Source organism: Paenibacillus physcomitrellae (assembly GCF_002240225.1).
Lineage (GTDB): Bacteria > Bacillota > Bacilli > Paenibacillales > Paenibacillaceae > Fontibacillus > Fontibacillus physcomitrellae.
The window spans coordinates 4316708-4341658 of record NZ_CP022584.1; the positions used below are offsets into that span (position 1 = coordinate 4316708).

Sequence of the window (24951 nt, forward strand, 5' to 3'; positions counted from 1 at the left end):
TCAATCAGGTCATTTGGGAGGGGATACGATATGAATAAACGTCAAATTAAGGTAGCGGCCATTCAGTCCGCCCCGCTGCTGTTCGATAAGCAGTCCGCCATGGACAGAATTGACGACAAAACCCGGGAGGCGGCGCGGCAGGGAGCCGAGCTGATCGTATTTCCCGAGGTATTTCTGCCAGGCTACCCGCGAGGGTTAAGCTTTGGTGCCCGGGTGGGCAGCCGCACGGCGGGAGGAAGGAAGGACTGGGAGCGCTACTGGGCAAGCAGCATCGACGTTCCCGGGCCTGAAACGGTGGTATTCGGCGAGCTGGCGAAGGAGCTTGGCGTTTATCTGGTGATTGGCGTGGTGGAGCGCGACCAGGATTTCAGCAGGGCAACTTTGTACAACTCGGTCATTTATATCGGGCCGGATGGCCGCCTGCTGGGCAAACACCGAAAGCTCGTTCCGACGGGATCGGAACGCCTGCTGTGGGGACAGGGAGACGGCAGCACACTTCCCGTTATCGATACGCCGTTCGGCAGGATCGGAGGGTTGATCTGCTGGGAAAATTACATGCCGCTGGCCCGCACAGCCCTGTATGCGCAGGGCATTGATATTTATATCGCGCCTACGGCAGACGCCCGCGATACGTGGCAGGCCACGATCCGGCATATCGCCTGTGAAGGCCGCTGCTTTGTGATTGCCTGCAACCAGTTTGCGACCAAAGCTTCTTATCCCGCCGATCTGGACGGTTACGAAGAGCTGGAGCAGGACGACGAGATTTTGAGCAGGGGCGGCAGTGCCATTGTAGGACCGCTTGGCGATTATGTAGCCGGGCCGCTTTACGATGAAGAAGGGATCGTGTTTGCCACGCTGGACCTGGACGAAATCCCGCAAAGCCGGTTTGATTTCGACGTGGTGGGCCATTACAGCCGTCCGGACGTGTTCCAACTGGTCGTGAACGAGAAGAAGCAGGAGATCGTGCGGAAAACGGAGGGATGACCGGGGAAAAGTGGTGACCGCGGTGATGTGGTTACCTGGGCGACTGTGGTAACCAAGGCGACATTGCATGGGGGCCACGTTTTTCGGATTTATACTTAAAGTAACTTGAGAGGGGAAACATCATCATGGATACGGTGATTTATCTGGTCAGACACGGGCAGACGGAGTGGAATCTGGCGCACAGGATGCAGGGGCACCAGGACTCGCCGCTTACCGCTGCCGGGAGACTGCAGGCTGAGAAGCTTCATGAACGTTTAATAAAGGTTGATTTTACTAAGGTATATGCCAGTACAAGCCCCAGGGCGATTACGACCGCCGAGATCATTTCTGGGAAAAAACGTGAGCGCATCGGCCAATTGGATGGATTAAGGGAAATCAACATGGGCTTGTGGGAAGGACGGCAGGTTGGAGATATACAGAACGAATATGCGGTGGAGTATGACAACTTTTTTAGCCAGCCGCATATATACTTGCCGACCGCGGGAGGAGAAACCTATATCAAGCTGCGGGATCGAGCCGTATCTGCTGTTGAAGTTATTCTGTCCGAGGCCGATGCCGCACAGTCCGGAGCGGAAAGGGGTCGAGGCAGCCACATTCTGGTCGTGACTCACCGCATGACACTGAGGACGCTTATGAACCACTACGCCGGAAACGATCTTGAAGGAATGGGGGGCACACCGGATATTCCGCCGGCCAGCCTGAGCGCAATTGCATTTAGGGATGGCCGGGCGCGGGTTGAACTTTACGGGGATATTTCGCATTATACGGATTAATAGGGCATTAAAGAAAAAAGCAGGGCCGCTGCAGCTTGGCCCTGCTTTGAATGTACAATGAATTCTTTTTGGGGATGTTCGGTAATATTTGGCGTAGATTTTATTTATTCAATCTCAATTCGTTTCTTGGAGCGGCCGTCATCCGGACGTTTAGGGATTTCCAGCTTCAGGATCCCGTTGTCCAGTTTCGCTTTGATGCCGGCCTCGTCAACATTTTCCACGTAGAAGCGGCGTACAAATTCACCGGAGCGGCGTTCCTTGCGGATCATTTTACTCAAATCATCTTGCTGCTCTGTATATTCATCACGTTTGGCGCGAATGGTCAAATAATCGTTGCTCAGTTCGACATCAATGTTATCTTTGGAGATGCCTGGAAGCTCGGCTTCAACCAGATACCGGTCTTTCTCTTCACGGATGTCTGTGCGGAAGGACTGAGCTGAGCTGTTAAACGGGAAAAACCATGGGTCTTCAACCATCTCATTGAAAGATTTCAGCATTTGTCCGAAATGATCCTCCGTTCTTCTGCGGAAAGGTGTCAGATCAAACATACGAATCAGCTCCTTCTCATATGGTGGGTTAGGATTAATCCTTACATTTGAAATTATAAGGAGCAGAGCTTGTACCTTCAAAGTCGATTTTTGCCCGTTTTGACTGATTAAAGGGGAATAAAGGTCATTATCATAAAATGCCTTGTGCTTATATTTTGTTTGACCTTTTTTGACCTTTTGACTTTATTTGATGAATATTGGGCTATAGAGCTCTTTCAACTGCACCGTGTTTCTCCTTCCGGGTCATTGAGTAAAGAGCGCAGACAATTGACAAGAGAATAATCACTCCGCCGGCTATAGGATTGTCAGAAACGCTGTATTGGCTCACTATGAATCCGCCTATCATCGAACCAAGCGCGACTCCAATGTGAAGGGAAGAAGTATTAAAGCCGAGCTGAATATCCGCAGATTGGGGAGCAGTCTCGATCAGATAGCTCTGAATGGCCGGGCTGGGGGCCATATTAAAGGTACACCAGAGGGTCACCACCAATAATAAACTAAATAGATGGAATACAGCGTAAGGCAGCAGCAGAATCGCTGCGGCATGCAGTGCAAGCGTGATAAGGATCGTCTTCCGTGGACCGATCTTGTCTGCGGACCAGCCGCCAATCCAGCCGCCGGCAATTCCGGCGAGACCGTAAATCAGCAGCACCAGACTGATCAGCGGCGTGGATAATCCCATTTTTTGCTGCAAATAAGGGGTAATATAGGCGTAAATCGTAAATTGGCCTGTCATTTGCAGGATGGAAATGAGATGGGCAGACAGAATCTTGAGGTTCTTCAGCGTACCAAACTGCGTACGGAGTGAAACGGACGGTTGTGGTGGTGTCTTGGGCAGAAAACGTTGAACGGATATAGCCACAATCCATGTAAGTACAGCGATTAAGACAAAGGTCATTCTCCAGCCCCAGCGGTCACCAATCCATGTGCCTAAAGGGACGCCAAGCATCAAGGCTGCGCTCAGACCCATAAAAATAATGCCGATTGCACGGCCTTTTAAGGCCGGAGGCACGATACTGGCTGCTAAAGTGATGGACAAAATGATGATGACAGAGCAGCTTGCCGCAAGCACCACTCTGGAAATTAAAAGCAGGGCAAAATTCGGACTGATAATGGACAGAATATTTCCTGCAAAAAATACCCACATCGCGATAATGAGCAATCTGCGCCGTTCCATTCTGGCCGTCAAGGCAATGATCACAGGCGAGCCAAAGGCGAACACAAGAGAGTATACGGTAACAAGCTGTCCAGCCGCTGCTACGGAAATTTGCAGATCATGGGCAATCATCTCGATAATGCCGGCAATGACTAGCTCGACCGTACCGACGACAAAGGCGGCAATAGTTAAAATCCAGACTCTTCTATCCATATTGCTTTAATCCTTTGTGTTTTCCCGATATAAGATCATACCGGCATGATAAAGAATTCCGTTCCGAAATTCACCATCAGCGGTAAAGCCCGTATCATCTACATAATCAATGTGATTATCCGTAACTGTATAACTGCCTGTATAGGCACTTTTTCTGTTGCCCCGTGCTTCATCATACCGGCCGTTCGGCAATAGCTCTTGACGAATATATCCATCCGCTGTAACCCACATTCCCACATACGGGTGATTGCTTTCGGAGGTCATATGGTTAGAGTTGTTGATCTTCATTAGTTATCTTCTCCTTCATGAAATGTTGTCATTTACAGCCGCTATGGATATTATGAAGCAGTTGAAAAATGAAACGATAGAAGATTCATTGCAAAAGATCGCTCATTCCTCTCAAACGGCTAACAAAAACCAGGAAAAGGGATATAATATCGTATACATGACCTTAGAAGGAAAGTGGGGACGTGCGTGCCGGAAACAACCAATCTTGCATCCAAACAAAAAGAACTCGCAGCTTTGATTGACCAGTTCTCGTCTGGGGAAGGGGTTAACGCGACGGACATACCTTCTTTAAGCTGTATCCGCAGTTCAAAAATCACCGAGCCGATTTACAGAGTTCACGAGCCTGCTTTATGTATCGTAGCCCAAGGTAAAAAAGAAGTGATTCTGGCAGAGGAAAGATACCTATACGGACCTTCCGATTATCTTGTGGTTTCCGTTGATCTTCCGGTATCGGGACAAATTATTGAAGCTTCATCCGATAGGCCCTATTTGTGCTTCAGGCTTGATTTTAAGCCTGCTCAAATTGTAGAGCTTCTGGAGGAATCCGAGCTTCGTACGATTCAACTTCAACTTGGCAGTTCCAGACGGGGGCTTTTTATTAGTCAGACAAGCACTTCGCTTATTGATGCCGCTATAAGGCTTGTACGGTTACTAGAGACACCTGAGGATATTAAAGCTTTGGCACCGATGTATACCCGTGAAATCCTGTACAGGATTTTGAAAGGACGTCAGGGGGAGATGCTGAAGCAGATCGCGGTTGAGGGAAGTGGTACATACCGGATCAAGGAAGTGATCGAACAAATCAAGGAGCACTATGCCCAGCCGCTTCGAATCGAGGAACTGGCCGAGCTTGCTAATATGAGCCCCTCATCGCTGCACAGGCATTTTAAAGAAGTTACAGCTATGAGCCCTCTGCAATATCAAAAAAGAATCAGACTGCAGGAAGCACGGCGTCTCTTGCTATCTGATACTCCAAATGCAGCGGAAGCCGCCTTTCAGGTGGGCTACGACAGTCCGTCCCATTTCAGCCGGGAGTATGCAAAAATGTTCGGCCTGCCGCCAATTGCTGATATGAAGCGCCTGCGTGATGCTTTAATGGGGGATCAGCCGCAAGGCTCTATCGAGGTTTTGTAAGCTTTAACGGAATCACGCTGCCAAACCAAAAGCCCGCGCTAGGCGCGGGCTTTTCTCATTTTTCCTCTTCTCCCGTAGCCACGGGATTGTCCTCATAGCTGATCCAGTCACTCCAGCTTCCGGCATAAAGCTTGGCCTGCGGATAACCAAGCAGGTGCAGCGCCAGCACGTTAGGCGTGGCGCTCACGCCGGAACCGCAATAAACGATCACGTTGCGGTCCTGCTCCAGCGCTTCGGCTGCCGGCTTCAGCTGCTGCCGGATATCGGACTCCGCTTTCCAGGAGCTGCCGTCGCGGAAGAGGTGTTTCCAGAAACGGTTGATGGCGCCGGGGATATGTCCGGCTTTTTTATCGAGCGGCTCGTGTTCGCCGGCGTAACGGCTTTTGTCCCGGGAGTCGATGAGCAGGGCGTTTTTGCTGTTTACGGCAGCCCGGACTTCATGGACATCCGCAACCATGGACGCCTGAACCTTCGGTTCGAAAGAGGCCGGAACTACGATGCGTGTATCCGAGGTGACGGGGTAACCGCCATTTTTCCAGGCCGAATAGCCTTCGTCCAGGACGGACACATTTTCGTGCCCCAGCCATCGGAGCAGCCACCAGAGTCTGGCGGCGTACATGCCTCCTTGATCATCATAAGCGACGACGCGCACCTGATTGCCTATGCCGGCGCGGCTCAGTTTGGCCGCAAGCTCCTGCGGGTCCGGCAGCGGATGTCTGCCGCCGTGTTCGCCGGGAGGGGCGGACAGATCCTGCTCCAGATCCAGGTAAACGGCCCCGGGGATATGGTCTTCCTTATATGCGAGAGGCCCGGCTTCCTGATCGGCTAAATCGAATCGGCAATCGGCGATTACCAAATCGGGTTCATACATGCGGGCAAGCAGCCACTGCTTGGATACGATGGGTTCCATCTTGCTCCTCCTTCTAAATGGAATTGCTGGGCAGGCATCCATTCTCATTCGTGCCTGTTCTATTCTTCCCTCAATGTAGCACATGTGAAAGGGGTGTACAATTCCATCAAATGTGGGGGGATTCGATAATGCCGCAGGAAATTCGCAAATAATCAACAAAAAATACTATAATATCTATCAAAATATCCATAAGGGCTATTTCGAATTTGGTAGAAGGTGTGGTTAAATAGGGAAATAGAAGAATTAGAAGGAATATATTGAATTTGCCTAGCTAGGAGGGAACCATGTCTCGAGTATTTTCGACTTTGACTATTTTGCTTGTTGTGATCTGTATGATTTTCACCTCCGGTTTAGCTTACGCCAGCTCGGAATTATCCGATGTGCAGCATAAGCTTAAGGAAGTTCAGCAGGAGAAGATAGCCTCACAGCAAAACCTATCGGATTCCAAAAGTGAAATGAATGAGATTCAAAAGGAAGTCCAAGCCTCAAACGAGAAGTTGAATCATCTGGATCAGTACATAGGCAGTGTAACCGATCAAATGCAATTGCTGGTAGCCGATATCCAACGGGAGGAAACGAACCTGACGCAGATCGCCCAAGATTTGCAGGAGGCGGATTCCCGCATCGAACAGCGCAATAAAAGGCTGGCCGAAAAATTGCGGTCGCTCTATATGGACGGTAACGTCAGTTATTTGGATGTGCTGCTTAATTCCACCAGCTTCTCGGATTTTATCGACCGTTTTCAATCCTTGGAGGAAATTTCCCGCTCCGATAAAGATATGCTGGAGAGCAATAAACAAGATAAACAGCTTATAGCGGAGAAAGAGGTGCAGCTGCAGCAGGAGCTGGCGCAAGTCCAGCAGAACTATAAAACGATGCAGCAGAAGCAAACTGACCTGGTGTCCCAGAAGAACAAAGAAGCGGTAAACAACGTCAGTTATTCGCAAAAACAGAAGCATCTGGAGAACACAGCCCAGTCCGAAATGCAAAACTTGCAGGTACTGGCCGAACAGGAAGCAGCCCTGCTGCAGCAGGAAAAAGAATTAAAGGCTTTAGCTGAATCCTCATCGGAGCTGGCAACCCATGCCTCGCTGCAGAAGGTGATTCATCCGCTGCTTGGCATCAAATATGTGTGGGGCGGAACTACAACCGACGGCTTTGATTGTTCCGGATTTACACGATATGTCCTGGCCAAATACGGGGTTCACCTGCCGCGTACATCAGCCGAACAATCCCATTTTGGAGACTATATATCCAAAGATGATTTGCGGACCGGAGATCTGGTATTCTTTAATACTTACGGTCAGCCAGGCACGGTAACTCATGTTGCTATTTATATCGGCAATGGACAGATCGCCAATGCGGTCTCTACGTCTGTTCAGATCAATCGTCTGAACGATTCCTATTTTGGTCCCAGATACCTTACGGCCCGCCGGGTTCTTAGCGACAAGCAGTATCAGGCGATTACAAAATAAAACTTTAGCTCCAAACAAAAAGCCCGCGCGATTGCGGGCTTTTTCTGTTATCTCCTCTACTCGTACTCAAAATTCCTTTTATCCCTTTAAAGCGCCGATCATGACGCCCTTTACGAAAAAGCGTTGAATAAACGGGTAAACGCACAGGATCGGCAGCGTGGCGACCACGATGGTCGCGTATTTAATCGTTGCGCCGATTTGGAACTGCTCGCCTACCGCGGAGCCGGAGGTCATGTTATCCGTCGAGCTCAGGATCAGAATCTCCCGCAGAAAGATTTGCAGCGGATACAAATTGTGATCCTGGATAAAAATCGAGGCGTAAAACCAACCGTTCCATTTCTCCACCGCATAATACAAGCCCATAACGGCGATGACCGGCAGCGACAGCGGAATGATGATCTTGAATAAGATGGTAAAATGGTTCGCTCCGTCGATCTTGGCGGATTCCTCCAGACTGTCGGGGACAGCCTGAAACGAGGTCCGCATGACAATCAGGTTAAACGTATTGACGGCAAACGGGATGATCGTCGACCAAAGCGTATTGTACAAGCCGACGCCTTTAACAACCAGATAGAAGGGCACAAGCCCGCCGCTGAAAAACATGGTGAAGGTGATGAGCATCATAAACAGCTTGTTCCACATCACGTTTTTCCGCGACAGCACGTAGGCGCCAAGCGCGGTCATCAGCAGGTTCAAGGCAACGCCCACCACCACGATAAACAAGGTGTTCCGATAACCCGTATAAATGCCGGGATTGGAGAAAACAAGCCTGTAGGCCTCCAGATTGAAGCCGAGCGGCTTCCACAGCAAACCTTTATGGGCAATAATTTCGTTCGGATTGCTGAACGAGGCGAATACGACATGAAGCAGCGGGTATACCGTAGCTATGATCAGCAGAAACAATACAAAATAAATGAGGTTCAGGGAAATCCTTTCGTACCTCGTCGTTTTCAATGCGGCACCTCCTGTAAAGCCGGGGCTGTTCTAAGAATCGCGCTAACCCTAATGCGGATTACCATAAGCTGTTGCTGGTTATTCTTCTGCTGAGCCAGTTGGCCAGGACGAGCAGAATCAGATTGATAATGGAGTTGAACATGCCGACCGCGGTGCTGTAACTCCAGCTGAATTCCAGCAGACCCTTGCGGTAAACGAAAGAGGAGATCACATCGGCCGTCTCGTACACCACCGGGTTATAAAGCAAAATGATTTTCTCGAACCCTACGTTCAGCAAATTCCCCATGCGCAAAATAAACAAAATCACGATTGTCGGCAGGATGCCCGGCAGGGTAATATGCCACATTTGCTTAAGTCGGCCGGCTCCGTCCATGCGGGCAGCTTCGTATTGCTCTTGATCGATGGCCATTAGCGCAGCCAGGTAAATGATCGATTCCCAGCCGGCTTTCTGCCAGATTTCGGACAGGATATAGATCGGGCGGAAGAGACCGGCGTGCTGCAGCATAGCGGTTCCGTCCCCGCCGAAATAAGCGTAGATGGTGTTGATGACGCCGCCGCTGTCCGTGAAATCCCGAATCAAACCGGCGATGACGATCATCGAAATAAAATAAGGCATGTAAGTGGCCGATTGAACGACCTTGCGGTAGGTCTTGTTCCGGACCTCGTTGATGAGCAGCGCCAGCAGGATCGGGGCCGGAAATTCGAACAGCAGCGAATAGACGCTGATGATCAACGTATTTTTCAAGACGCGCAAGAAATAATAGCTTTCGAAAAAGGTCGTGAAATGATGGAGCCCTACCCAGGGGCTGTCCATGATGCCTTTAAGCGGCGAATACTCCTTGAAGGCGATCAGCACGCCGTACATCGGCGCGTAATTGAAGACGGCGTAAAAGGCGATCACCGGAAGCATCATCAGATACAGGTATTTGTTCGTCACAAAATCCCTGATCAATTTCGCGCGGAATGCGGTTTTGTTCATGTCTGTTCTCTCTCCTTAAGCGGGAGAGGGGCAAAAACGGCGGATTTGCCTCGCCGCCTTCGCCTTTCCCGCGTCTCCCCAAACAGGCGTTTTAACGGTTGTTGTAGCGGTCTAGGGCCGCCTGCTGAATTTCCGTCGCCCGGTCGATGCCGAGCGTCTTGAGTTTGCTCATGTAGCTGTCGAACGCATCCAGCGGTTCGTTGCCCATGATGATTTTGAGCGTCATTTCATCGACCAGCGTGTTGACGTCGTTCATAATCTGCGCAAGCTCCGACGCCTCCTCCGGCGTTGGCGTAATCTGCGGCAGCTTGTATTTGTCCACGTCCGTATGGGCCCAGGTTTCGATTGCCGATCTTTGCTCAGGCAGGGCCAGATATTGGGTAATGTAGCGTTTATCCTGAACGAACGGGCCTCCGTAGTTGGCGCGGATATACAGCGACATCGCCTGCGAAGGGGACAGCTTATCCGGATTGTTCATCAGCAAATCGGTATAGACCGGTTCGCCGTCTTTCATTTCGTAGCTGACGCCTTCCTGACCGAAGTTGAAATACATATGTCCTTCTTCACTGTAGCCCCAGTCCAGCAGGCGGGCTGCAAGCTCCACGTTTTGTGCTTTTGAGGTAATGGCTACGTTGGTACCCGTCGTATATACGGGGTCTTTCTGTCCGAGCATCGGAACGTCTCCCGGGTGCAGCACCGGATAAGGCGCGGCCACCAGCTTCGCGTTCGGGTCTTTCTCCTCAAGCAGAGGCAGCCATTTGCCGATGCCGCTGCCCGAATTATGGACGGTTGCTCCGGTGGTTCCGTTTGTTATGTTAGTGTCCAGCGCTTTGCCGTCGACGTTGGCGATGCTTTTATCGAGCAGGCCTTCGGCGTACCACTGGCGGAACGTGCTTAAAAATTCCTTGTAACCCGGCTGCATAGGGCCGAATTTGACCGTGCCGTTATCCTGGAACCAGGTGTGGCTGGCACCGAAGGCGCCGATAAACGCGCCGTTGTTCAAAAATTCCGATTGGAAAATATACGAGAGGGGAGCGGTCGCCCCTTTCTTGTCTTTAAAGGCTGTCAGCATGTTATGCCAGTCGTCGATTGTTTCCGGCACCTTGAGGCCAAGTTCGTCCAGCCAGTCCTGGCGGATAATCGGGCCTTGGTACACCTGAAGCAGCGGATCCCCGCGCAGGAAGGGGAAGGTATAGTAGCTTCCGCTGTCCGTTTTGAGCATTTTATCGATATCCGGATTTGCCTGAAGATATTTCTTCAAGTTAGGCGCGTATTTGTCGATGACATCATTCAAGCGCAGAATGTAGCCTTCGGCGATGGCTTTCTCCGGACCGCCGGGAAAGTTGAACCAGTCGTATTCGATCATGTCCGGCAGATCGCCGGAGGCCAGCATAATGTTGAGCGAATCTCTTGACTGTCCGGCCGGCGGGCTGACGAATTTAAGCGGAATGCCCGTCCGCTTCTGCCATTCCTGGAAGAAAGGCACTTCTTCCATGGTAGCTTTGACCGAGCCGTATTCGGCCCAGTAGGTTAAAGGTTTGCTCGCATCCGTTTGAAGCGGGTAAGAAACTTCCGAGGGTGCGGCGTTGTTTGGCCCGCTCCCGTTATTTGCGTCTTTTCCCGAATTCTGCGTATCCGCTTGGCTTCCGCTGCCGCCGCAGCCGGAGAGCAGCGTGAACAGCATCAGAAAGGCAAGGGCGAATGCTGCGTGTTTCCTTCTCTTTGTACCGGGCAAGCTCATATAGCTGTAACCTCCCTGTTTTTTGCGAATTTGAAGTGTGAGGCGCCTCACTACCGATTATGCGGCAGCCTGCCGGATCCGGGAATCGTCAACATCCCGAATCGCATCTTCGATTTCCTGAATTACATCATCAATACCGGAAACGGCATCATCAAAATCGGAAATTTCTATGGATAACACCGATTATTTCTGAAAAAAAAGAGGCTCCGTCAGAGCCTGCAAATCCATATGCGGCTTAGCCCGGCCTTATGGCCCGAACGCCGCTACAACGTTTTTTGGTATTGTCCGGGGGTAACCCCTTCATATTTTTTGAAAGTCCGGATAAAGGTATTGATATCATGGAATCCCGACTGCGAAGCAATGGATTTGATGCTCTGCGAGGAGTCCTGCAGCAGCCGTTTGGCATGGTCCATCCTGAACCGGTTGATCGTATCCAGCAGGCCTTCACCCGTTTGTTCCTTAAACAATTTGGACAGGTAAGTCGGGGTCATGCCGAAATGTTCGCCGATCAGGGATATATTTAAATTCGGCTGATCATAATGCTCCGCAATGAAAGCCAGAATTTCGGCGCTTCTTTCCTGGAGCACCAGGCTGCGGGAGGCTTGCAGCTGCTGTTTCTGCTTGGCGGCCGCATAGGCGCAAACCTCCCGGACAACGGACAACAGCGATTTCTCCATATCCTTGATCGATTCGCTGTTCATAACCTTCGTTACCCATTCGGTGCGGATGACTGCCGGATTCTCCTCCGTATCCCCGAGTTCGCCGGCCGTTTTGATCAGCGTGCTGACCAGATCGAACATCAGGCATTTGACGAGGTTCACGGAGATTTTGTTTGTCTCCATACATCCGGCTATAAGGCTTCGAATCATGGACTCGGCTTTATCGGCATCTCCTGCTTTGACGTGGTTCATCAGCTGCCGCTCGGCTTGCAGCGAATAAGGATAACCGCTGTCGGTATCGGCGGCTTCATCGGATCCCGGCCGGATGTCGTCATAAGCGATCACTTCCCGGCTGCCGCCGATCACGACCAGGTATTCCATGGCGTCAACCGCTTCCCGGTAAGCAACCGAGAGATCGTCCAACGAATGTTGAATGCCGCTGATGGACACCAGGGTATGAATGCGAAACTTATCTTTCAAAAATTGCCGCGCCCGCTCCGCCAGTCCCTCTGCTTCTTCCGGAAGCCGTTCCCGGTCACCCGGCGCGAAGTTCAGCAGGCAGGCAAGATGGTCGTCCATCTCGCTGACGAAACCCAGATGGCGTTCATTGGCAAGGTCCTCCACGATGTTGGTCACGATGAACTGCATCAGCTTGGGGTTGTCCGCAAGGCCGGATATTCCGTCCGGCTGGTCCGCAAACGGCTCGTAATCTACATAGAAGAGAAGCACGGCGAAATCGCCGGAATGAAAATGGACGTCAAACGCGGCGAGCGACTCATCGAGAGCCAGCGGCCCGTCCAGCTTCCCCTTCAGCATACGCGCCAGCATATTGGAGCGCAGCATGTAGGACTGCTGCCGCATCCTCAGCCGGATCTGTCCTTGTTCGCTCAGCGTATCCGATATGGCCCTTTGAATGTGAAGGAATTCATTTTCGTTGCCTTCGACCAGGCTGAATTTATACTCCGAGCCTTTGAGCAGTCGAAGTAACTTGCTGACGGGACTATAATGCCTTAGGAGGAAAAACAGGCTCAGCAAAATCCCGCCTGCTACGCTGACCCAAAGGCCGGCGTAAGTAATATTCCGCAGGGAGATCGTTTTCTGCCAAAATTGCGTCCGCGGGACCGCCGTTACATAGATCAGTTCCGAGTTGTTGGATTTGATATACATAAATTCGGAAGGCTGACCCTCATAATTTCCGTAATAAGAACCGGTTTCGCCTGTAAAATTCATGTCCAGCAGATCCAGCGGGCTGCCGTGTTGATCGGTGGAAAGAAGCACCTGCTTGTCCCGGTTCAGGACCATCACCTGGCCGTTGCTGAAGTCTTTGGCATTGACGATGCTTTCCATAAGTTTTCCCGTATCCAGCAGCACAACCGCCGCTCCCGGAGGACGGCTCCATTTATCCTTGGGGAAAGAGTGGATGTAAGCAAGCGCATTGCTGCCGGAATCCTTGCCTTGCAGTTTGACAAACCTGCCGTTATCGTTCTTCTGCAGGATCTCCAGCCATACCTCATACGAGATTTGTTCATTCTGATGGATGGATTCAAAGGCCAGCCTGCTGCTTCGATAAACGCCCGGTTCCAATACCAGATCCTGATCCCTCCAGTAGATGTAATAGGTTTTAATCGAAGGGTAGAGGGACTGGTAAATGGCTATTTCCTGAGCGGTTTGGTGCAGACTGTACAGGTCCGAATCGAGGCTGCCCGGTGTTTTGTACAGATTCGAATACATAAATCCCCGGATCCGCACGTTCCAGATCAGCTCGGTCGTCAGGCGGTCCGCGGTCTGGATCTGATTGTCGATGGTGCCCCGGACCTCTTTCAACAGCACATCGTTGGCGCGGTGGATTTCACTTTTCAAAATGCCTTGGGAGCGGGTATAAACCAAAAAACTGATGAGGACCGGAATCATTAAAATGACCAGGTAAGAGAACAGCCAGGATAAAATAATGCTTCTCCAATTCAATAGAAAACGCTTCCACAAGTCGGGACAACCCCCTTGCCCGGCGTGACCGCCCGGACTTTATTTCAATGCTTGCCACTCTGGATGGTAGAAGGAACCCGCCGTTAAGGCGGGCGAGGCGGTGCGGCTTTTATTTCCTTATCTCGAAAAACTGGCATTCCCGCCGCGGATGGTACGTAAGATCGCTGACGCTGGATTGGGTAATGATCGTCTCCGAAGTGAACCGGACAATAGACGTGGAAGAGTCGATCAGATGGTCACCGCGGAATACGCGGATACGCTGTTTTTGGTCCACGGCCTCCTGAAAGTCGGCATCGGTGAATAATTCTCTGGTAACAGGCATAAAGGGATAACTCCTTTGTCAAAAAATGGTCAATACTATTCAAAGGCGGTTTGCCAGGGTTAGTTGTCGGTAGGGGTGAGGTGAGCACGCAGCTTGTCCCTCATAACCCTCCGTCCCTTGCAGCCAAGCTTGTTCCTTTGCTTGTTCTTCATTGTAAAACATTTGTCCGGCTTCATGAATACCGATAGAAAAAATAAACCTTTATGTTCTTCCGCCATGCGGATACAATAGCATAAAACAACAGGGAAACAAGCGGAGCGCCGCTTTGATTTCATTGCTTTATTCAGTACAAGAGGAGTGCAGCTTATGAATATTCAGGAACTAAGACAACACCGGCAGTATCCGGACAATATCGGTCAGGAGCACAGCCGGGCAACTTTCGAGCGGGATTATTCCCGTCTGATCCACTCGCCGACCTTCCGCCGGCTCCAAGGGAAATCCCAGGTGTTCGGCGCGGGTACAGGCGACTACTACCGCACGCGGTTAACCCACTCCCTGGAAGTGGCGCAGATTGCCCGTGAGGCGGCAAGAAGCCTGCTGCGGGCATATCCTGCCGTGGAGACGGAGCGGGCCGGGCATCCCGGGCTGATTATCGATCCCGAGGTGGTGGAATGCGCGGCCATTTCGCATGATTTTGGACATCCCCCTTTTGGACATAAAGGCGAAGAAGTGCTGGAAGGCATTCTGGAGAATTTAATAGAAGAAAAAATCAAACAGTCGCTGAAAGGGCGCAAGGTTTCCCCTGCGGAAGCCAAACATACGCGGGAAGCCATCCGCCGGAAATACGAGCATTTCGAAGGCAACGCCCATAACTTCAGGCTGATGATGTTCCTGGAGAAACGGGAAAGCCATGACGGCCTGAATTTGTCCGACGCCGTGCTGCTGGGCACCAACAAATACCCTTATCCGGGCACGGAAAATAAGAAGGGTCTCTACCACCATGAATGGGAGTATATCTCCTTCATTCGGGACCAATGGGGCATCCCGGCCGGCAAAAAAACGCTGGAAGCGCAGCTTATGGATCTGTGCGACGACATCGCTTATTCCGCCCATGATCTTGAGGACGGCATTAAAGCGGGCAAAATCGAAGTTCATGAGCATTTCCTAAAGGACTCCCATATTCAAAGATTAATCGTTGAGAAAATTACGACGCTGGAGGACGACTTCTGGAAAGGCTGGACCCGGGAACAAATAGGAGGGAAGGTGGACGAGGTACTGACCTCTTTCCTTCAGGTGTGGAATGCCAAAATGCCGACCTGCGATCATGATTATTCCCGTACGCGGCGGGAAGTCAAATCCTATTGGGTCAGCCTGTTCGTCGGCAGTCTCGGTGTCGTCAGCGACGGCAACTGGCAGAAGGTAACGTTCGTCAAAGAAGGTTACGAAGACGAGGATATGCTCCGGACGGTCAGCGTGTTAAAAAGCTTCGCCTGGGTCACGATGATCCGCGACCTGCGGGTGCAGCGGCTGCAGAAACGCAGCGCCTGGGTGATCAAAAGGTTATGGGATGCCTTCGTGGATCCCGAAACCTCAAAATCGATCGTTCCCGGTGACTGGCTGCGCCGTTTCGACCGCGACCAGCAGAAGCCGAACCCAATCTGGACTTGGGAACATATGGTTATCGATTACATTGCGGGCATGACCGATGCATATGCAGAGAAGATTTACAATGAGCTTTACGGCCTGAAGGTCGGTACGATTTACGACATGGACTAACGCGTGCGACGAATATCATGTGCCAATCACGTGCGAAGGCTGCATAATTATGTATCAATGCGGTGCAATTCCTGTGCGAGTCCAGGAGAATGCTGTACAAATCAGGTGTAACTCCTGCGTATCCTGCGCAAAAAATAAACAAGGCCCGGTTCCCTGTACGCAGGAGAACCGGGCCGCTACTTTTATCGGAGTACTTTAATCGTCTGATACCTATTAATGAATACTTATATTGGACCCTGATCAGTGAATCTTATCTTTTATCTCTTATAGCGGCGGGTTCGCATGGCATTTGCGGCATACCGGGTAATACGATTCGCTGCCGCCGATCTGGATCTGATCGCCCGTGTAGACGGGTTTGCCGTTTTCGACGCGCAGATTCATGGTCGCCTTACGTTCGCAGAACCAGCAGATCGTTTTCATTTCTTCGATTTTATCGGCATAAATGAGCATCAGCCGGCTGCCTTCGAACAGCTGGTTTTGGAAATCATTTTTGAGGCCAAATGCCATTACCGGCACATTCAGTTCATCGACGATCCGAACGAGCTGGCGGATATTTTCCTCATTCAGAAACTGGCATTCGTCCACCAGCACGCAGTAGGGCTTTGGGTTATGTTCTTGTACAGCCGCATAAATGTCGCTGTCTTCAAAGATCGGAATGGCCTGTCTGCGAAAGCCGATCCGCGAGGACACGAATCCGACCTCATCACGGTTATCCACCGCCGACGTAAAGATCAATACAGGTTTGTTTTGCTCCTCATAATTGTGGGCCACCTTCAGAATTTCAATAGATTTGCCGCTGTTCATTGCTCCGTATTTGAAAAATAACTGTGCCAAGATCAACTGTTCCTTTCTATGGTTAAATCGCAAAACCGAAAACAGAAACTCCAACTATTCTATCACAAAAGAGGTTTTGAATCTGCCCAATCTCTTTGGTAAGGTAGAGAGGAAGAAAGTAACATTAACGACTCGCAGAATTACGATCTACAGCATAGCGCTTTACGGCATTATTGATTCACAGAAAGCTTACCGAACTCTAAGGCGAACTAAGGCGACTCTAAGGAGGAAGAAGCATGACACAGCTTAAGGTGGATACACAATACGGAACGGTTGAGGGCGTCAGCAAGGATGGCGTCCGGATTTGGAAAGGGCTTCCTTATGCCAAGCCGCCAATCGGCGAGCTTCGCTTCCAGGCGCCGGCCGCTCCGGAGTCCTGGGAAGGAATAAGAAAAGCCGATACATATGGTCCCATCAGCATTCAGCCTGTCAACGAAACGGCCGGACTGTTTGGCCAAGATGCCGGAGCTGCTCCATCCGAAGACTGCCTGTACCTGAATGTGTGGGCACCAGAGGAAACAGTGGGCAAACCGCTTCCAGTGATGGTCTGGATTCACGGCGGGGCTTTTGTGACCGGCTCGGGCAGCGTCCCGATGTATGACGGAACCAAGTTTGCCCGTCAGGGTAAGGTAATTATGGTCAGTCTGAACTATCGTTTGGGCGTATTGGGTTTTATGCATACTGGTTTTCTAGGGGAAGGCTTCACCTCCAATGCCGGGCTGCTGGATCAGATCGCTGCTCTGAAATGGGTGCAAAATAACATTGCGGCGTTTGGCGGTGACCCGCAGCAGGTCACGGTGTTTGGCGAGTCTGCCGGAAGCATGAGTATTGCGGCATTATTGGCGATGCCTGAGGCAAAAGGGCTTTTTCAACATGCGATCATGCAAAGCGGGGCTTCCCAGATTATGCCGGAGCCGGCTGCCCGGTCGATCACTACGGGGCTGCTCGGTTTGCTCGGCATCAGCCCGCAGGAAGCGGGCAAGCTGAAGACCGTTCCTCCGGAGCAGCTCATGAAAGCTGCGGGAGAGCTGAGAAAACGGTATGGCAACGATATCGCCATGCTGCAGCAGCCGGTCATCGACGGAGTGACGTTGCCGCATGAGCCGCTGGCGGCCATCCGGGAAGGTTTCGCCAAAGATATCGCGCTGATCATCGGAACCAACCGGGATGAAGGAGGATTATTCATCAGACCGGATTCTCCGATTATGGAGGAGAAGGACTGGCTGCAGGCGATGGAGCTGATGACCGGCATCCGCGGTGAGGCTGCGGCTGCTATAGCCGCCCGGTATCCGCGGACAGCGGCCGGTCAAGCGCAGATTTTGACTGACCTGTATTTCTGGAGATCTGCCCTGCAGTTTGCAGCAGCGCAAAGCCGGCATGCTTCCGTCTGGATGTATCGTTTCGATTGGACAAGTGAGGCTCATCCATACTTAATGCAGGCGATTCACGCCGGAGAAATCATGTTTGTTTTTGATCATCTGGAGATGCTCGGCAATATTGGGGTGGAAGCCGATGCGCCGGCTCAGGCGCTCGCGCGGCGTATGCAGCAGGCATGGATTTCTTTTGCCAAAGGTGGCCAACCTGCTGTAGAGGGGACGGTCTGGCCTGCTTATCAGCTGCCGGAGCGGGCGACTTATATTTTTAATACGGATTCGAAAGTGGTTTATGATCCTGATGCCGAGAAACGAAGCTTGCTGGGAGAATGAGATGATAAACATTTGGGGCCTGTTTTCCGGGCCCTTTTATAAAATTTGATGCAAGAGAGTAGGGCAAGTTATATGAACGAGAAGGAACTCGAATTCGGACTGGATCCGGATGCTATTTTGGACAGTCACAAATCGTTTTTCGAGCAGGGGGGCACCCGGAGCATAGCGCTTCGTATTTTATATCTCCAGCGATTAAAGCAGGCATTGAAGAAATATGAAGCGGAATGGTTTGCTGCCCTTAGAAAGGATTTGAACAAATCCGACTTCGAGAGCTACACAACGGAGCTTGGCATCGTCCTGTCAGAGATCGGATTTATCTCAAGCAGGCTGACAGGGTGGGCGAAGCCGCGCAAAGTCCGGACGGCGCTGACACATGTCGGGTCAAAAAGTTTGATCACCAAGGAGCCATATGGAACCGTGTTGATCATCGCCCCGTGGAATTATCCGCTGCAGCTTGCCTTATCACCATTGGTCGGGGCCATTGCCGCCGGAAATACGGTTGTCCTCAAGCCGTCTGAATTAACGCCGAACGTATCGGCGCTGCTCAAGCAGATTTTGGGCGAAGTGTTTCCTGCAGATTACGTCACGGTTGTGGAAGGAGGACCGGAGGTCAGCAATGCTTTGCTGGCCAGGAAGTTCGATTATATCTTCTTTACGGGAAGCGTAGGCGTCGGGAAAATCGTCATGGAGGCGGCGGCCAAACATTTAACGCCAGTTACGCTGGAGCTAGGGGGCAAAAGCCCCTGCATCGTGCATGATGATGCCAATCTGCGTCTGGCTGCACGGAGAATCGTGTTCGGCAAGTTCACGAATGCCGGCCAAACCTGTATCGCCCCGGATTACGTGCTGGTCCACAGGAATATACGGGATCGTCTGCTTACAGAGCTGAAGGCCGAGCTTGCACGATTCTATGGTGGAGATCCGCTTAATAACCCGGCCTATGGACGGATTGTCGGGCAGCGGCAGTTTGACCGGCTGATGTCCTTTCTGCAGGACGGGAAAATCGTAGTTGGGGGCGAAGCTGACCGGGACAAGCTGAAAATCTCGCCCACCATCCTGACAGACGTTCATTGGGGAATGCCGGTCATGCAGGAGGAGATATTTGGACCGCTGCTGCCTGTGCTAGTTTACGATGAACTGCAGGAAGTGATCGAATGGGTGCGGAAGCGTCCGAAGCCGCTTGCCCTATACCTGTTCACCGGAAACCGTAAGGTTCAGAGGACTGTAACCCATGAGCTTTCCTTTGGCGGAGGGACCATTAACGATACGCTGATGCATATTGCGACCCCTTATCTCCCGTTTGGCGGTGTTGGAGAGAGCGGCATGGGCAGTTATCACGGCCATGAGAGCTTCCGCACGTTTACGCACGAGAAAAGCATCGTCAAACAGACAACCCTGTTTGATTTCTCTTTCCGTTATGCTTTCTCCAAACGGGGATTGTCGATCATTCGCAGGCTGTTGAAATAGGGAATCTGCAGCAATACAGCAAAAAAAGAAAGCCGGTTCCGGACTAACGTCCACCCGGCTCAAGGCTCTTCGTCATACCTTGTTAATGAGCTGAGCAAACATGTAGCATGCTCAAAGCAAGGTGAAGGAGGGCCTTTATTATGTCGGTCAACACCTGCAAATTCAAACCGGTTCCAGGCATAACGGCAAGCATTCTCCGCACGATTGCTGAGGAGATGCTTCCTTTCTATCAGGCCGTGGCGGCAAGCGAGTCCTTCGCCCGGGAGTGGAGCCGCTCGATCGTCCGGGCGGATTTATCCGCGATGCGTAAACTGCTGGACACGGCAGCCCCTTCTGCGGGCAAACAGGGTTTAGGAACCAACGGAATCGGATATTTTATGACCTTTGGATTTCCAAAGGAAGACGTTTATTATACAAACGGTACAACCATTCCTCCAGGAAACGTCCGTTTTACCTTTCAAACCGGTACTCACCGCCAGATCGCCAAAGCGGTCATCCCTTTCTATAGAGAGCTTATCTGCAACCGGCCCTATGCACAGACGCTGGCCAAAGCGATTCGCAGGAAAGACCGCAGGGCGGCCGCTTATATGGTTAGAAGCCTGATCGGCACTAAAGCTTTACGATCGGTGGAAATCGAAAGCTCCGGCATCACCTTGACGTTCAAATATCGTTCGACAAAATGGATATACCAGAATTTGCTGATCCTTGAGCCGTTTTAGGGCTAGTAGAGACCTCTTCACCGCGTAATGTTACCTGTCCTTGATGCGCCTGATTGGGCAAGGTCGGGCTTCCACATTGCAAAAGCTGCTCTCTATGGCCGATAATAAACGGGAGAATGAAGCTGAATTCAGGAGGATCTTGGGTAGCTATGAAATCTATTTATGAAATCGCCGCCAACGCGGGCATTCGGGAAGAACATTTGGAGCCTTATGGCAAATACAAAGCAAAGCTGAATCCTTCGCTGATGAAAGAACTTCAAGACCGGCCGGATGGCAAGCTGGTGCTGGTGACGGCGGTCAATCCGACCCCGGCGGGAGAAGGCAAGACGCTGACGACCATCGGACTGGCCCAGTCGCTGAATGCTATTGGGCATAAGACAGTAGCCGCGCTGCGCGAGCCATCGCTTGGACCGGTGTTTGGCATGAAGGGAGGAGCTACTGGAGGCGGCAAATCCCAGATCGTTCCGGCGGAAGAGATCAACCTGCATTTTACCGGGGATTTGCATGCGATCACGTCGGCCAATAATTTGTTGTCTGCGATGATTGACAACCATATTTATCAAGGAAACGCCCTCCAGCTGGATCCGGCCCGGATCGTATGGAAGAGGGCGCTGGATATGAATGACCGCGGCCTGCGTAGTATCGTGTCAGGTCTTGGCCAAGGCAATGGGCCGGTCAGAGAAAGCGGATTTCTGATCACGTCTGCTTCCGAAGTCATGGCCGTGTTATGCCTTAGCGAAGATCTTCAGGATTTGAAGCGCCGTCTCGGCCAAATCCTGATCGGATACGATATAAGCGGACAGCCGGTCACAGCGGACAAGCTGAAGGCGGTGGAAGCGATGGCTGTGCTGCTCAAGGAAGCAATCAAACCGAACCTGGTGCAGACGCTTGAAGGCACACCGGTGCTGGTGCATGGCGGTCCGTTTGCCAACATCGCCCATGGCTGCAGCAGTCTGATCGCAACCCGGACGGCGCTGAAGCTGGGGGAAATCGTCGTAACCGAAGCCGGCTTTGGCGCGGAGCTGGGGGCGGAGAAATTTTTTGATATCAAATGCCGTCAATCCGGGTTAAAACCTTCTGCAGCTGTACTCGTGGTTACAGCTAAGGCACTGAAATATAATGGCGGAATGCCTAAGGATCAACTGGGCATGGAGAATCTGGACAGTCTGAAGCAGGGGATGGGGAACCTGAGAAGGCATGTGCGGAACTTACAGAAATACGGCGTGCCGGTGCTGGTTGCGATCAACCATTTTATAACGGATACGGATGCAGAAATTGAAGCCATTCGCGAAGAATGCGCAGCGTTAGGTGTTCCGGCGGAGGTCTCCAAGGTGTTTGCGCTCGGCAGTGAAGGCGGGGAGCAGCTGGCCAATGCGCTGGCCGGTCTGCTGGAAGAAGGAAAGGATGATTTCCACCCTCTGTACGATACGTCGCTGGATCTGAGAAGCAAGATTGAAACGATCGTCAAAGAAATCTACGGTGGCGAAACGGTTACTTATTCGCCTTCAGCCAGCCGTGCGCTCGCCCAAATGGAGAAGCGGGGTTATGGTGAGCTGCCGGTCTGTATGGCGAAGACGCCGTATTCCTTCACGGATCAGCCTGGTTTGCTGGGAGCACCGGAAGGATTTACGGTGAACGTGTCCGGCGTCAGCCTGTCGGCAGGAGCCGGGTTTGTCGTCGTTGAGACAGGAAATACGATGCGTATGCCGGGTCTGCCGAAGGTGCCGGCCGCAGAGCGGATCGTGATGGGGGAAGACGGGCAGATTGAGGGATTGCTGTAAGAAACGCTAAACGATTTACATGAGGAATTGGATAGCCATATTGTTTGATAAACTTTTGTATAAAGGATTATCTATGAAACTCTTGTCCCTTGTAATAAGGGTTAAGAGTTTTTTAGTATGCCGAATTTGTTACAGGCATCAGGGTTCAAAACAAACCTTGTCGATTGACAGGGTTAAAAATAATATGGTATTTTGTATGTGTAACGTTTTACACTCGTTAATTTTCATGTATGTTATTTTACTTTCTTTAGTCCAGTGTCAAATCGACCGTTCGGTAATTCAGCTGTATAGGGGAGAAGAATATTGAATAGCTACGAGAACTTGAGTGTCAAATTTGTAGCTAAAGCCAAAGCAGCTTTAGTGAAGGAAACGCTGCACGGACGTGTATTGGGGGATCACGAGATATTCGGTAAAACCATCGTTTCTTTGATTTCCTCCGGCTCTGAGCGCGGCGGTTATATGGATTATTTCGGCGGTAACCAGTATCCGGTGGAAACTGGGTATGCCGTGGTGATGGAAGTGCTGGGAACGGGCGAAAGGGTAGAGGGCATTAAGCCGGGAGACCTGGTATTTGCGAGTGCTCCGCACTGTTTGTACAATATCGTTGGAGATGACGCCGTCGTCCCCGTGCTGGAAGGGATGGCTCCTGAAGAGGCCGTTTTATGCCGCTTCCCGGCCGTTTCCATGACTACCATGCTGAAGACGCAAATCCGTCCCGTCGAGCCGGTACTTGTGACCGGTCTTGGTATTGTCGGTCTGATGTGCGCACAAATGATGAAACACTGCGGGTATGAGGTCTATGCGGTAGACCATAACAAGAAACGGCGTGAAACTGCACGGGAATGCGGGTTAACCCGTGTTTACCCGTCGGTGGAGGATTGCCCTGCTGCCGGAAGATTTGGTCTGGCCATCGAATGCTCCGGCGCCGAGCAGGCTGCTCTGAACGCTTTGGACGCTCTGCGAAAGGGCGGAGAACTTTCTTTGGTCGGTGTTCCCTGGTATCGGGGAACGGATACATGGGCCCACGATGTTTTTCATAAGGTCTTTTATGGCTTCATTACACTCACTTCCGGCTGGGAATGGAGTATTCCCCGCCACTCCACAGAATTTATGCCGGGAAGCAACTACGGCAATTTTGCGATCGGCATGGAATGGATCCGCAATGGGGATATCAAAGTTGATGGGATTTACGAGCTGGCTTCCCCCGAAGAGTGCGACAGGGTTTATCAGGCGATTGTCAACAAGACGGCGCCCAAAACCTGTGCGATTTTTGACTGGAGAACCTTATCTGTTTTGTAAAGTGAAATTGAAATTGAATTATTATTTTTACAGCGGGAGTTGTTAGAATGGCAACCATTAAGGATGTAGCGGAGCGTGCGGGGCTTTCCACGACACTTGTCTCGCGTTATCTAAACGGCCGGAAGGGCGTAAGCCCCGATTCCAGGGAGAAAATTCAGTCGGCCATTAAGGAACTGAACTACCGCCCTAACGGCATTGCTCGTTCGCTGGTCCTGCAGAAAACGCAAAGCATCGGCATCGTGCTGGACAATTTATGCGCCCCGTTTGCCGCTAGGCTGATTTCAGGGCTTGAGCAAGGGGCAGAGGATTTTGATAAGGAAAACAAATATAATGTGCTGTTCTGCTCTTCGAACGGTGATCTGCAGAAGAAAAAACGCCATATCAGCTATTTGACGCAGGGACGCGTTGACGGCATTATCATTTATGGCAGCTTGACCTCGGACGATACGATTATCCGGGAGCTGGCTGATTCTACCTTTCCGTTCCTGCTCATTGAAAACACGGTGGACGATGTCAATGTCGACAAGGTCACGATCGACAATTTGGAAGGGGCGTACCGCGCAACAGAGCATTTAATCAAGCTCGGACACAAGCGAATTGCCCATATGGCGGGCAACATGAACCTGAAAATTACGCTGGAGCGGATGAACGGGTATATCCGGGCTTTACAGGATTACCAGATCCCGGTGCAAAGCGATTTAATTCTGTATCCAACCTTTACGCCGGGTGAACATCACCCTTCTCAGGATTCTGACTTACGAGGGGACCGCTCATATTATGACGCAGGATATTTGGAAATGAAAAAGATGATCGCAGGCGGCAGTCTGCCCGACGCGATATTTTTCGCCAGCGATATCTCTGCTTTCGGCGCTATTCAGGCGATGGAGGAGGCGGGAATCCGGGTTCCCGAGGATATATCGATCATCGGCTTTGACGACGAGAATCCGGCAGATTACGGCTGCTCATGTAAACCGATCAGCACCATGAGGCAGCCGCTGTACGATTTGGGATATATCGGCATCAAACGTCTGCTGGCCAGCATCAACGATCCTGATTTACCTAAAGAGAAGGTCGTTTTGAATGCTAAACTGATCGTTAGGGATAGCTGCAGGAATAAAGAGGGGATCGAAAACGAAACCAATCTTAATTCTTGATGCTATTGCCTTTAGTTAAAATGAAAAACTAACATGTAACGTTACACATATATTTTCAGCAGAAGTCTGAAAGGGATTGAGCCTTACGTCCCCTTTCAGACTTTTTTTGTTTTCTGCAAAAATGTAATAAATTCTTTGTTATACATGGATTTATTT

22 protein-coding genes are annotated in these 24951 nt (G+C 51.2%); 11 read left to right on the top strand and 11 right to left on the bottom strand.

Going from position 1 to position 24951, the window contains the following annotated elements; all coding sequences use genetic code 11:
* Window positions 1-30 precede the first annotated feature (30 nt).
* Together CBE73_RS19395 and CBE73_RS19400 are read left to right on the top strand one after the other, a co-directional pair.
* Complete coding sequence (locus CBE73_RS19395) at window positions 31-984, top strand: carbon-nitrogen hydrolase family protein (RefSeq protein ID WP_094095639.1); 954 nt, start codon at window positions 31-33, stop codon at window positions 982-984.
* Between the two features lie 125 nt (window positions 985-1109).
* A complete protein-coding gene (locus CBE73_RS19400) occupies window positions 1110-1757 on the top strand; it encodes a histidine phosphatase family protein (RefSeq protein WP_094095640.1) in 648 nt (215 codons plus the stop codon).
* A gap of 104 nt (window positions 1758-1861) precedes the next feature.
* On the opposite strand, the gene CBE73_RS19405 is transcribed toward CBE73_RS19400, so the two are convergent.
* From CBE73_RS19405 to CBE73_RS19415, 3 genes are all read right to left on the bottom strand, one after another.
* A complete protein-coding gene (locus tag CBE73_RS19405; protein ID WP_094095641.1) occupies window positions 1862-2305 on the bottom strand; it encodes an Hsp20/alpha crystallin family protein in 444 nt (147 codons plus the stop codon).
* Between the two features lie 202 nt (window positions 2306-2507).
* Window positions 2508-3674, bottom strand: a complete 1167-nt coding sequence (locus tag CBE73_RS19410) for an MFS transporter (RefSeq protein WP_094095642.1) — start codon at window positions 3672-3674, stop codon at window positions 2508-2510.
* Between the two features lie 6 nt (window positions 3675-3680).
* On the bottom strand, window positions 3681-3962 hold the full coding sequence (locus CBE73_RS19415; RefSeq protein WP_229752641.1) for an Atu4866 domain-containing protein: 282 nt from the start codon (window positions 3960-3962) through the stop codon (window positions 3681-3683).
* 186 nt (window positions 3963-4148) lie between these two features.
* Between CBE73_RS19415 and CBE73_RS19420 the strand changes: the two genes are divergently transcribed.
* Entirely contained in the window at window positions 4149-5096 is a 948-nt protein-coding gene (locus CBE73_RS19420) for an AraC family transcriptional regulator (RefSeq protein WP_094095643.1), read from the top strand.
* A 55-nt stretch (window positions 5097-5151) separates the two neighbouring features.
* Here the strand turns inward: CBE73_RS19420 and CBE73_RS19425 are convergent, their stop codons facing one another.
* Window positions 5152-6006, bottom strand: coding sequence for a sulfurtransferase (locus CBE73_RS19425; protein WP_094095644.1), 855 nt, complete (start codon window positions 6004-6006; stop codon window positions 5152-5154).
* A 284-nt stretch (window positions 6007-6290) separates the two neighbouring features.
* On the opposite strand from CBE73_RS19425, the gene CBE73_RS19430 reads away from it, so the two are divergent.
* Window positions 6291-7481 (top strand): C40 family peptidase, encoded by a 1191-nt coding sequence (locus CBE73_RS19430; protein WP_094095645.1) that lies wholly within the window; start codon window positions 6291-6293, stop codon window positions 7479-7481.
* A gap of 78 nt (window positions 7482-7559) precedes the next feature.
* Here CBE73_RS19430 and CBE73_RS19435 read toward each other — a convergent pair whose 3' ends face one another.
* From CBE73_RS19435 to CBE73_RS19455, 6 genes are all read right to left on the bottom strand, one after another.
* On the bottom strand, window positions 7560-8435 hold the full coding sequence (locus CBE73_RS19435; protein ID WP_094095646.1) for a carbohydrate ABC transporter permease: 876 nt from the start codon (window positions 8433-8435) through the stop codon (window positions 7560-7562).
* A 58-nt stretch (window positions 8436-8493) separates the two neighbouring features.
* A complete protein-coding gene (locus CBE73_RS19440; protein ID WP_094095647.1) occupies window positions 8494-9414 on the bottom strand; it encodes an ABC transporter permease in 921 nt (306 codons plus the stop codon).
* A gap of 91 nt (window positions 9415-9505) precedes the next feature.
* A complete protein-coding gene (locus tag CBE73_RS19445; RefSeq protein ID WP_094095648.1) occupies window positions 9506-11155 on the bottom strand; it encodes an extracellular solute-binding protein in 1650 nt (549 codons plus the stop codon).
* A 57-nt stretch (window positions 11156-11212) separates the two neighbouring features.
* Window positions 11213-11335 carry a hypothetical protein gene (locus CBE73_RS22600; protein ID WP_268237157.1) on the bottom strand — a complete coding sequence of 41 codons (123 nt, stop codon included), beginning with the start codon at window positions 11333-11335 and terminating at the stop codon, window positions 11213-11215.
* Window positions 11336-11418: 83 nt separating this feature from the next.
* Window positions 11419-13797: a helix-turn-helix domain-containing protein gene (locus CBE73_RS19450; protein ID WP_094095649.1), complete on the bottom strand. Its 2379-nt coding sequence runs from the start codon at window positions 13795-13797 to the stop codon at window positions 11419-11421.
* A 109-nt stretch (window positions 13798-13906) separates the two neighbouring features.
* The gene (locus CBE73_RS19455) at window positions 13907-14119 is read right to left on the bottom strand and encodes a hypothetical protein (RefSeq protein ID WP_094095650.1); all 213 of its coding nucleotides are present in this window, start codon (window positions 14117-14119) and stop codon (window positions 13907-13909) included.
* 306 nt (window positions 14120-14425) lie between these two features.
* On the opposite strand from CBE73_RS19455, the gene CBE73_RS19460 reads away from it, so the two are divergent.
* Window positions 14426-15835 carry a deoxyguanosinetriphosphate triphosphohydrolase family protein gene (locus CBE73_RS19460; protein ID WP_094095651.1) on the top strand — a complete coding sequence of 470 codons (1410 nt, stop codon included), beginning with the start codon at window positions 14426-14428 and terminating at the stop codon, window positions 15833-15835.
* A 264-nt stretch (window positions 15836-16099) separates the two neighbouring features.
* Here CBE73_RS19460 and CBE73_RS19465 read toward each other — a convergent pair whose 3' ends face one another.
* Window positions 16100-16669 carry a thymidine kinase gene (locus CBE73_RS19465; RefSeq protein ID WP_094095652.1) on the bottom strand — a complete coding sequence of 190 codons (570 nt, stop codon included), beginning with the start codon at window positions 16667-16669 and terminating at the stop codon, window positions 16100-16102.
* A 236-nt stretch (window positions 16670-16905) separates the two neighbouring features.
* Between CBE73_RS19465 and CBE73_RS19470 the strand changes: the two genes are divergently transcribed.
* From CBE73_RS19470 to CBE73_RS19495, 6 genes are all read left to right on the top strand, one after another.
* Window positions 16906-18375, top strand: coding sequence for a carboxylesterase/lipase family protein (locus CBE73_RS19470; RefSeq protein ID WP_094095653.1), 1470 nt, complete (start codon window positions 16906-16908; stop codon window positions 18373-18375).
* Window positions 18376-18447: 72 nt separating this feature from the next.
* Complete coding sequence (locus CBE73_RS19475) at window positions 18448-19842, top strand: aldehyde dehydrogenase (protein ID WP_094095654.1); 1395 nt, start codon at window positions 18448-18450, stop codon at window positions 19840-19842.
* A gap of 140 nt (window positions 19843-19982) precedes the next feature.
* Window positions 19983-20561: a hypothetical protein gene (locus tag CBE73_RS19480; RefSeq protein WP_094095655.1), complete on the top strand. Its 579-nt coding sequence runs from the start codon at window positions 19983-19985 to the stop codon at window positions 20559-20561.
* A 149-nt stretch (window positions 20562-20710) separates the two neighbouring features.
* Window positions 20711-22342, top strand: coding sequence for a formate--tetrahydrofolate ligase (locus CBE73_RS19485; protein ID WP_094095656.1), 1632 nt, complete (start codon window positions 20711-20713; stop codon window positions 22340-22342).
* Between the two features lie 303 nt (window positions 22343-22645).
* Entirely contained in the window at window positions 22646-23641 is a 996-nt protein-coding gene (locus CBE73_RS19490; protein WP_094095657.1) for a zinc-dependent alcohol dehydrogenase, read from the top strand.
* Between the two features lie 47 nt (window positions 23642-23688).
* The gene (locus tag CBE73_RS19495; protein WP_094095658.1) at window positions 23689-24795 is read left to right on the top strand and encodes a LacI family DNA-binding transcriptional regulator; all 1107 of its coding nucleotides are present in this window, start codon (window positions 23689-23691) and stop codon (window positions 24793-24795) included.
* Window positions 24796-24951: the final 156 nt, after the last annotated feature.

Bases quoted from the DNA above. Each gene is read 5' to 3' on its own strand.
- CBE73_RS19405 (WP_094095641.1), bottom strand. From the start codon at position 2,305: ATGTTTGATCTGACACCTTTCCGCAGAAGAACGGAGGATCATTTCGGA.
- CBE73_RS19495 (WP_094095658.1), top strand. From the start codon at position 23,689: ATGGCAACCATTAAGGATGTAGCGGAGCGTGCGGGGCTTTCCACGACA.
- CBE73_RS19395 (WP_094095639.1), top strand. From the start codon at position 31: ATGAATAAACGTCAAATTAAGGTAGCGGCCATTCAGTCCGCCCCGCTG.
- CBE73_RS19475 (WP_094095654.1), top strand. From the start codon at position 18,448: ATGAACGAGAAGGAACTCGAATTCGGACTGGATCCGGATGCTATTTTG.
- CBE73_RS19485 (WP_094095656.1), top strand. From the start codon at position 20,711: ATGAAATCTATTTATGAAATCGCCGCCAACGCGGGCATTCGGGAAGAA.
- CBE73_RS19455 (WP_094095650.1), bottom strand. From the start codon at position 14,119: ATGCCTGTTACCAGAGAATTATTCACCGATGCCGACTTTCAGGAGGCC.
- CBE73_RS19440 (WP_094095647.1), bottom strand. From the start codon at position 9,414: ATGAACAAAACCGCATTCCGCGCGAAATTGATCAGGGATTTTGTGACG.
- CBE73_RS19470 (WP_094095653.1), top strand. From the start codon at position 16,906: ATGACACAGCTTAAGGTGGATACACAATACGGAACGGTTGAGGGCGTC.
- CBE73_RS19460 (WP_094095651.1), top strand. From the start codon at position 14,426: ATGAATATTCAGGAACTAAGACAACACCGGCAGTATCCGGACAATATC.
- CBE73_RS19410 (WP_094095642.1), bottom strand. From the start codon at position 3,674: ATGGATAGAAGAGTCTGGATTTTAACTATTGCCGCCTTTGTCGTCGGT.
- CBE73_RS19430 (WP_094095645.1), top strand. From the start codon at position 6,291: ATGTCTCGAGTATTTTCGACTTTGACTATTTTGCTTGTTGTGATCTGT.
- CBE73_RS19425 (WP_094095644.1), bottom strand. From the start codon at position 6,006: ATGGAACCCATCGTATCCAAGCAGTGGCTGCTTGCCCGCATGTATGAA.
- CBE73_RS19400 (WP_094095640.1), top strand. From the start codon at position 1,110: ATGGATACGGTGATTTATCTGGTCAGACACGGGCAGACGGAGTGGAAT.
- CBE73_RS19415 (WP_229752641.1), bottom strand. From the start codon at position 3,962: ATGAAGATCAACAACTCTAACCATATGACCTCCGAAAGCAATCACCCG.
- CBE73_RS19445 (WP_094095648.1), bottom strand. From the start codon at position 11,155: ATGAGCTTGCCCGGTACAAAGAGAAGGAAACACGCAGCATTCGCCCTT.
- CBE73_RS19480 (WP_094095655.1), top strand. From the start codon at position 19,983: ATGTCGGTCAACACCTGCAAATTCAAACCGGTTCCAGGCATAACGGCA.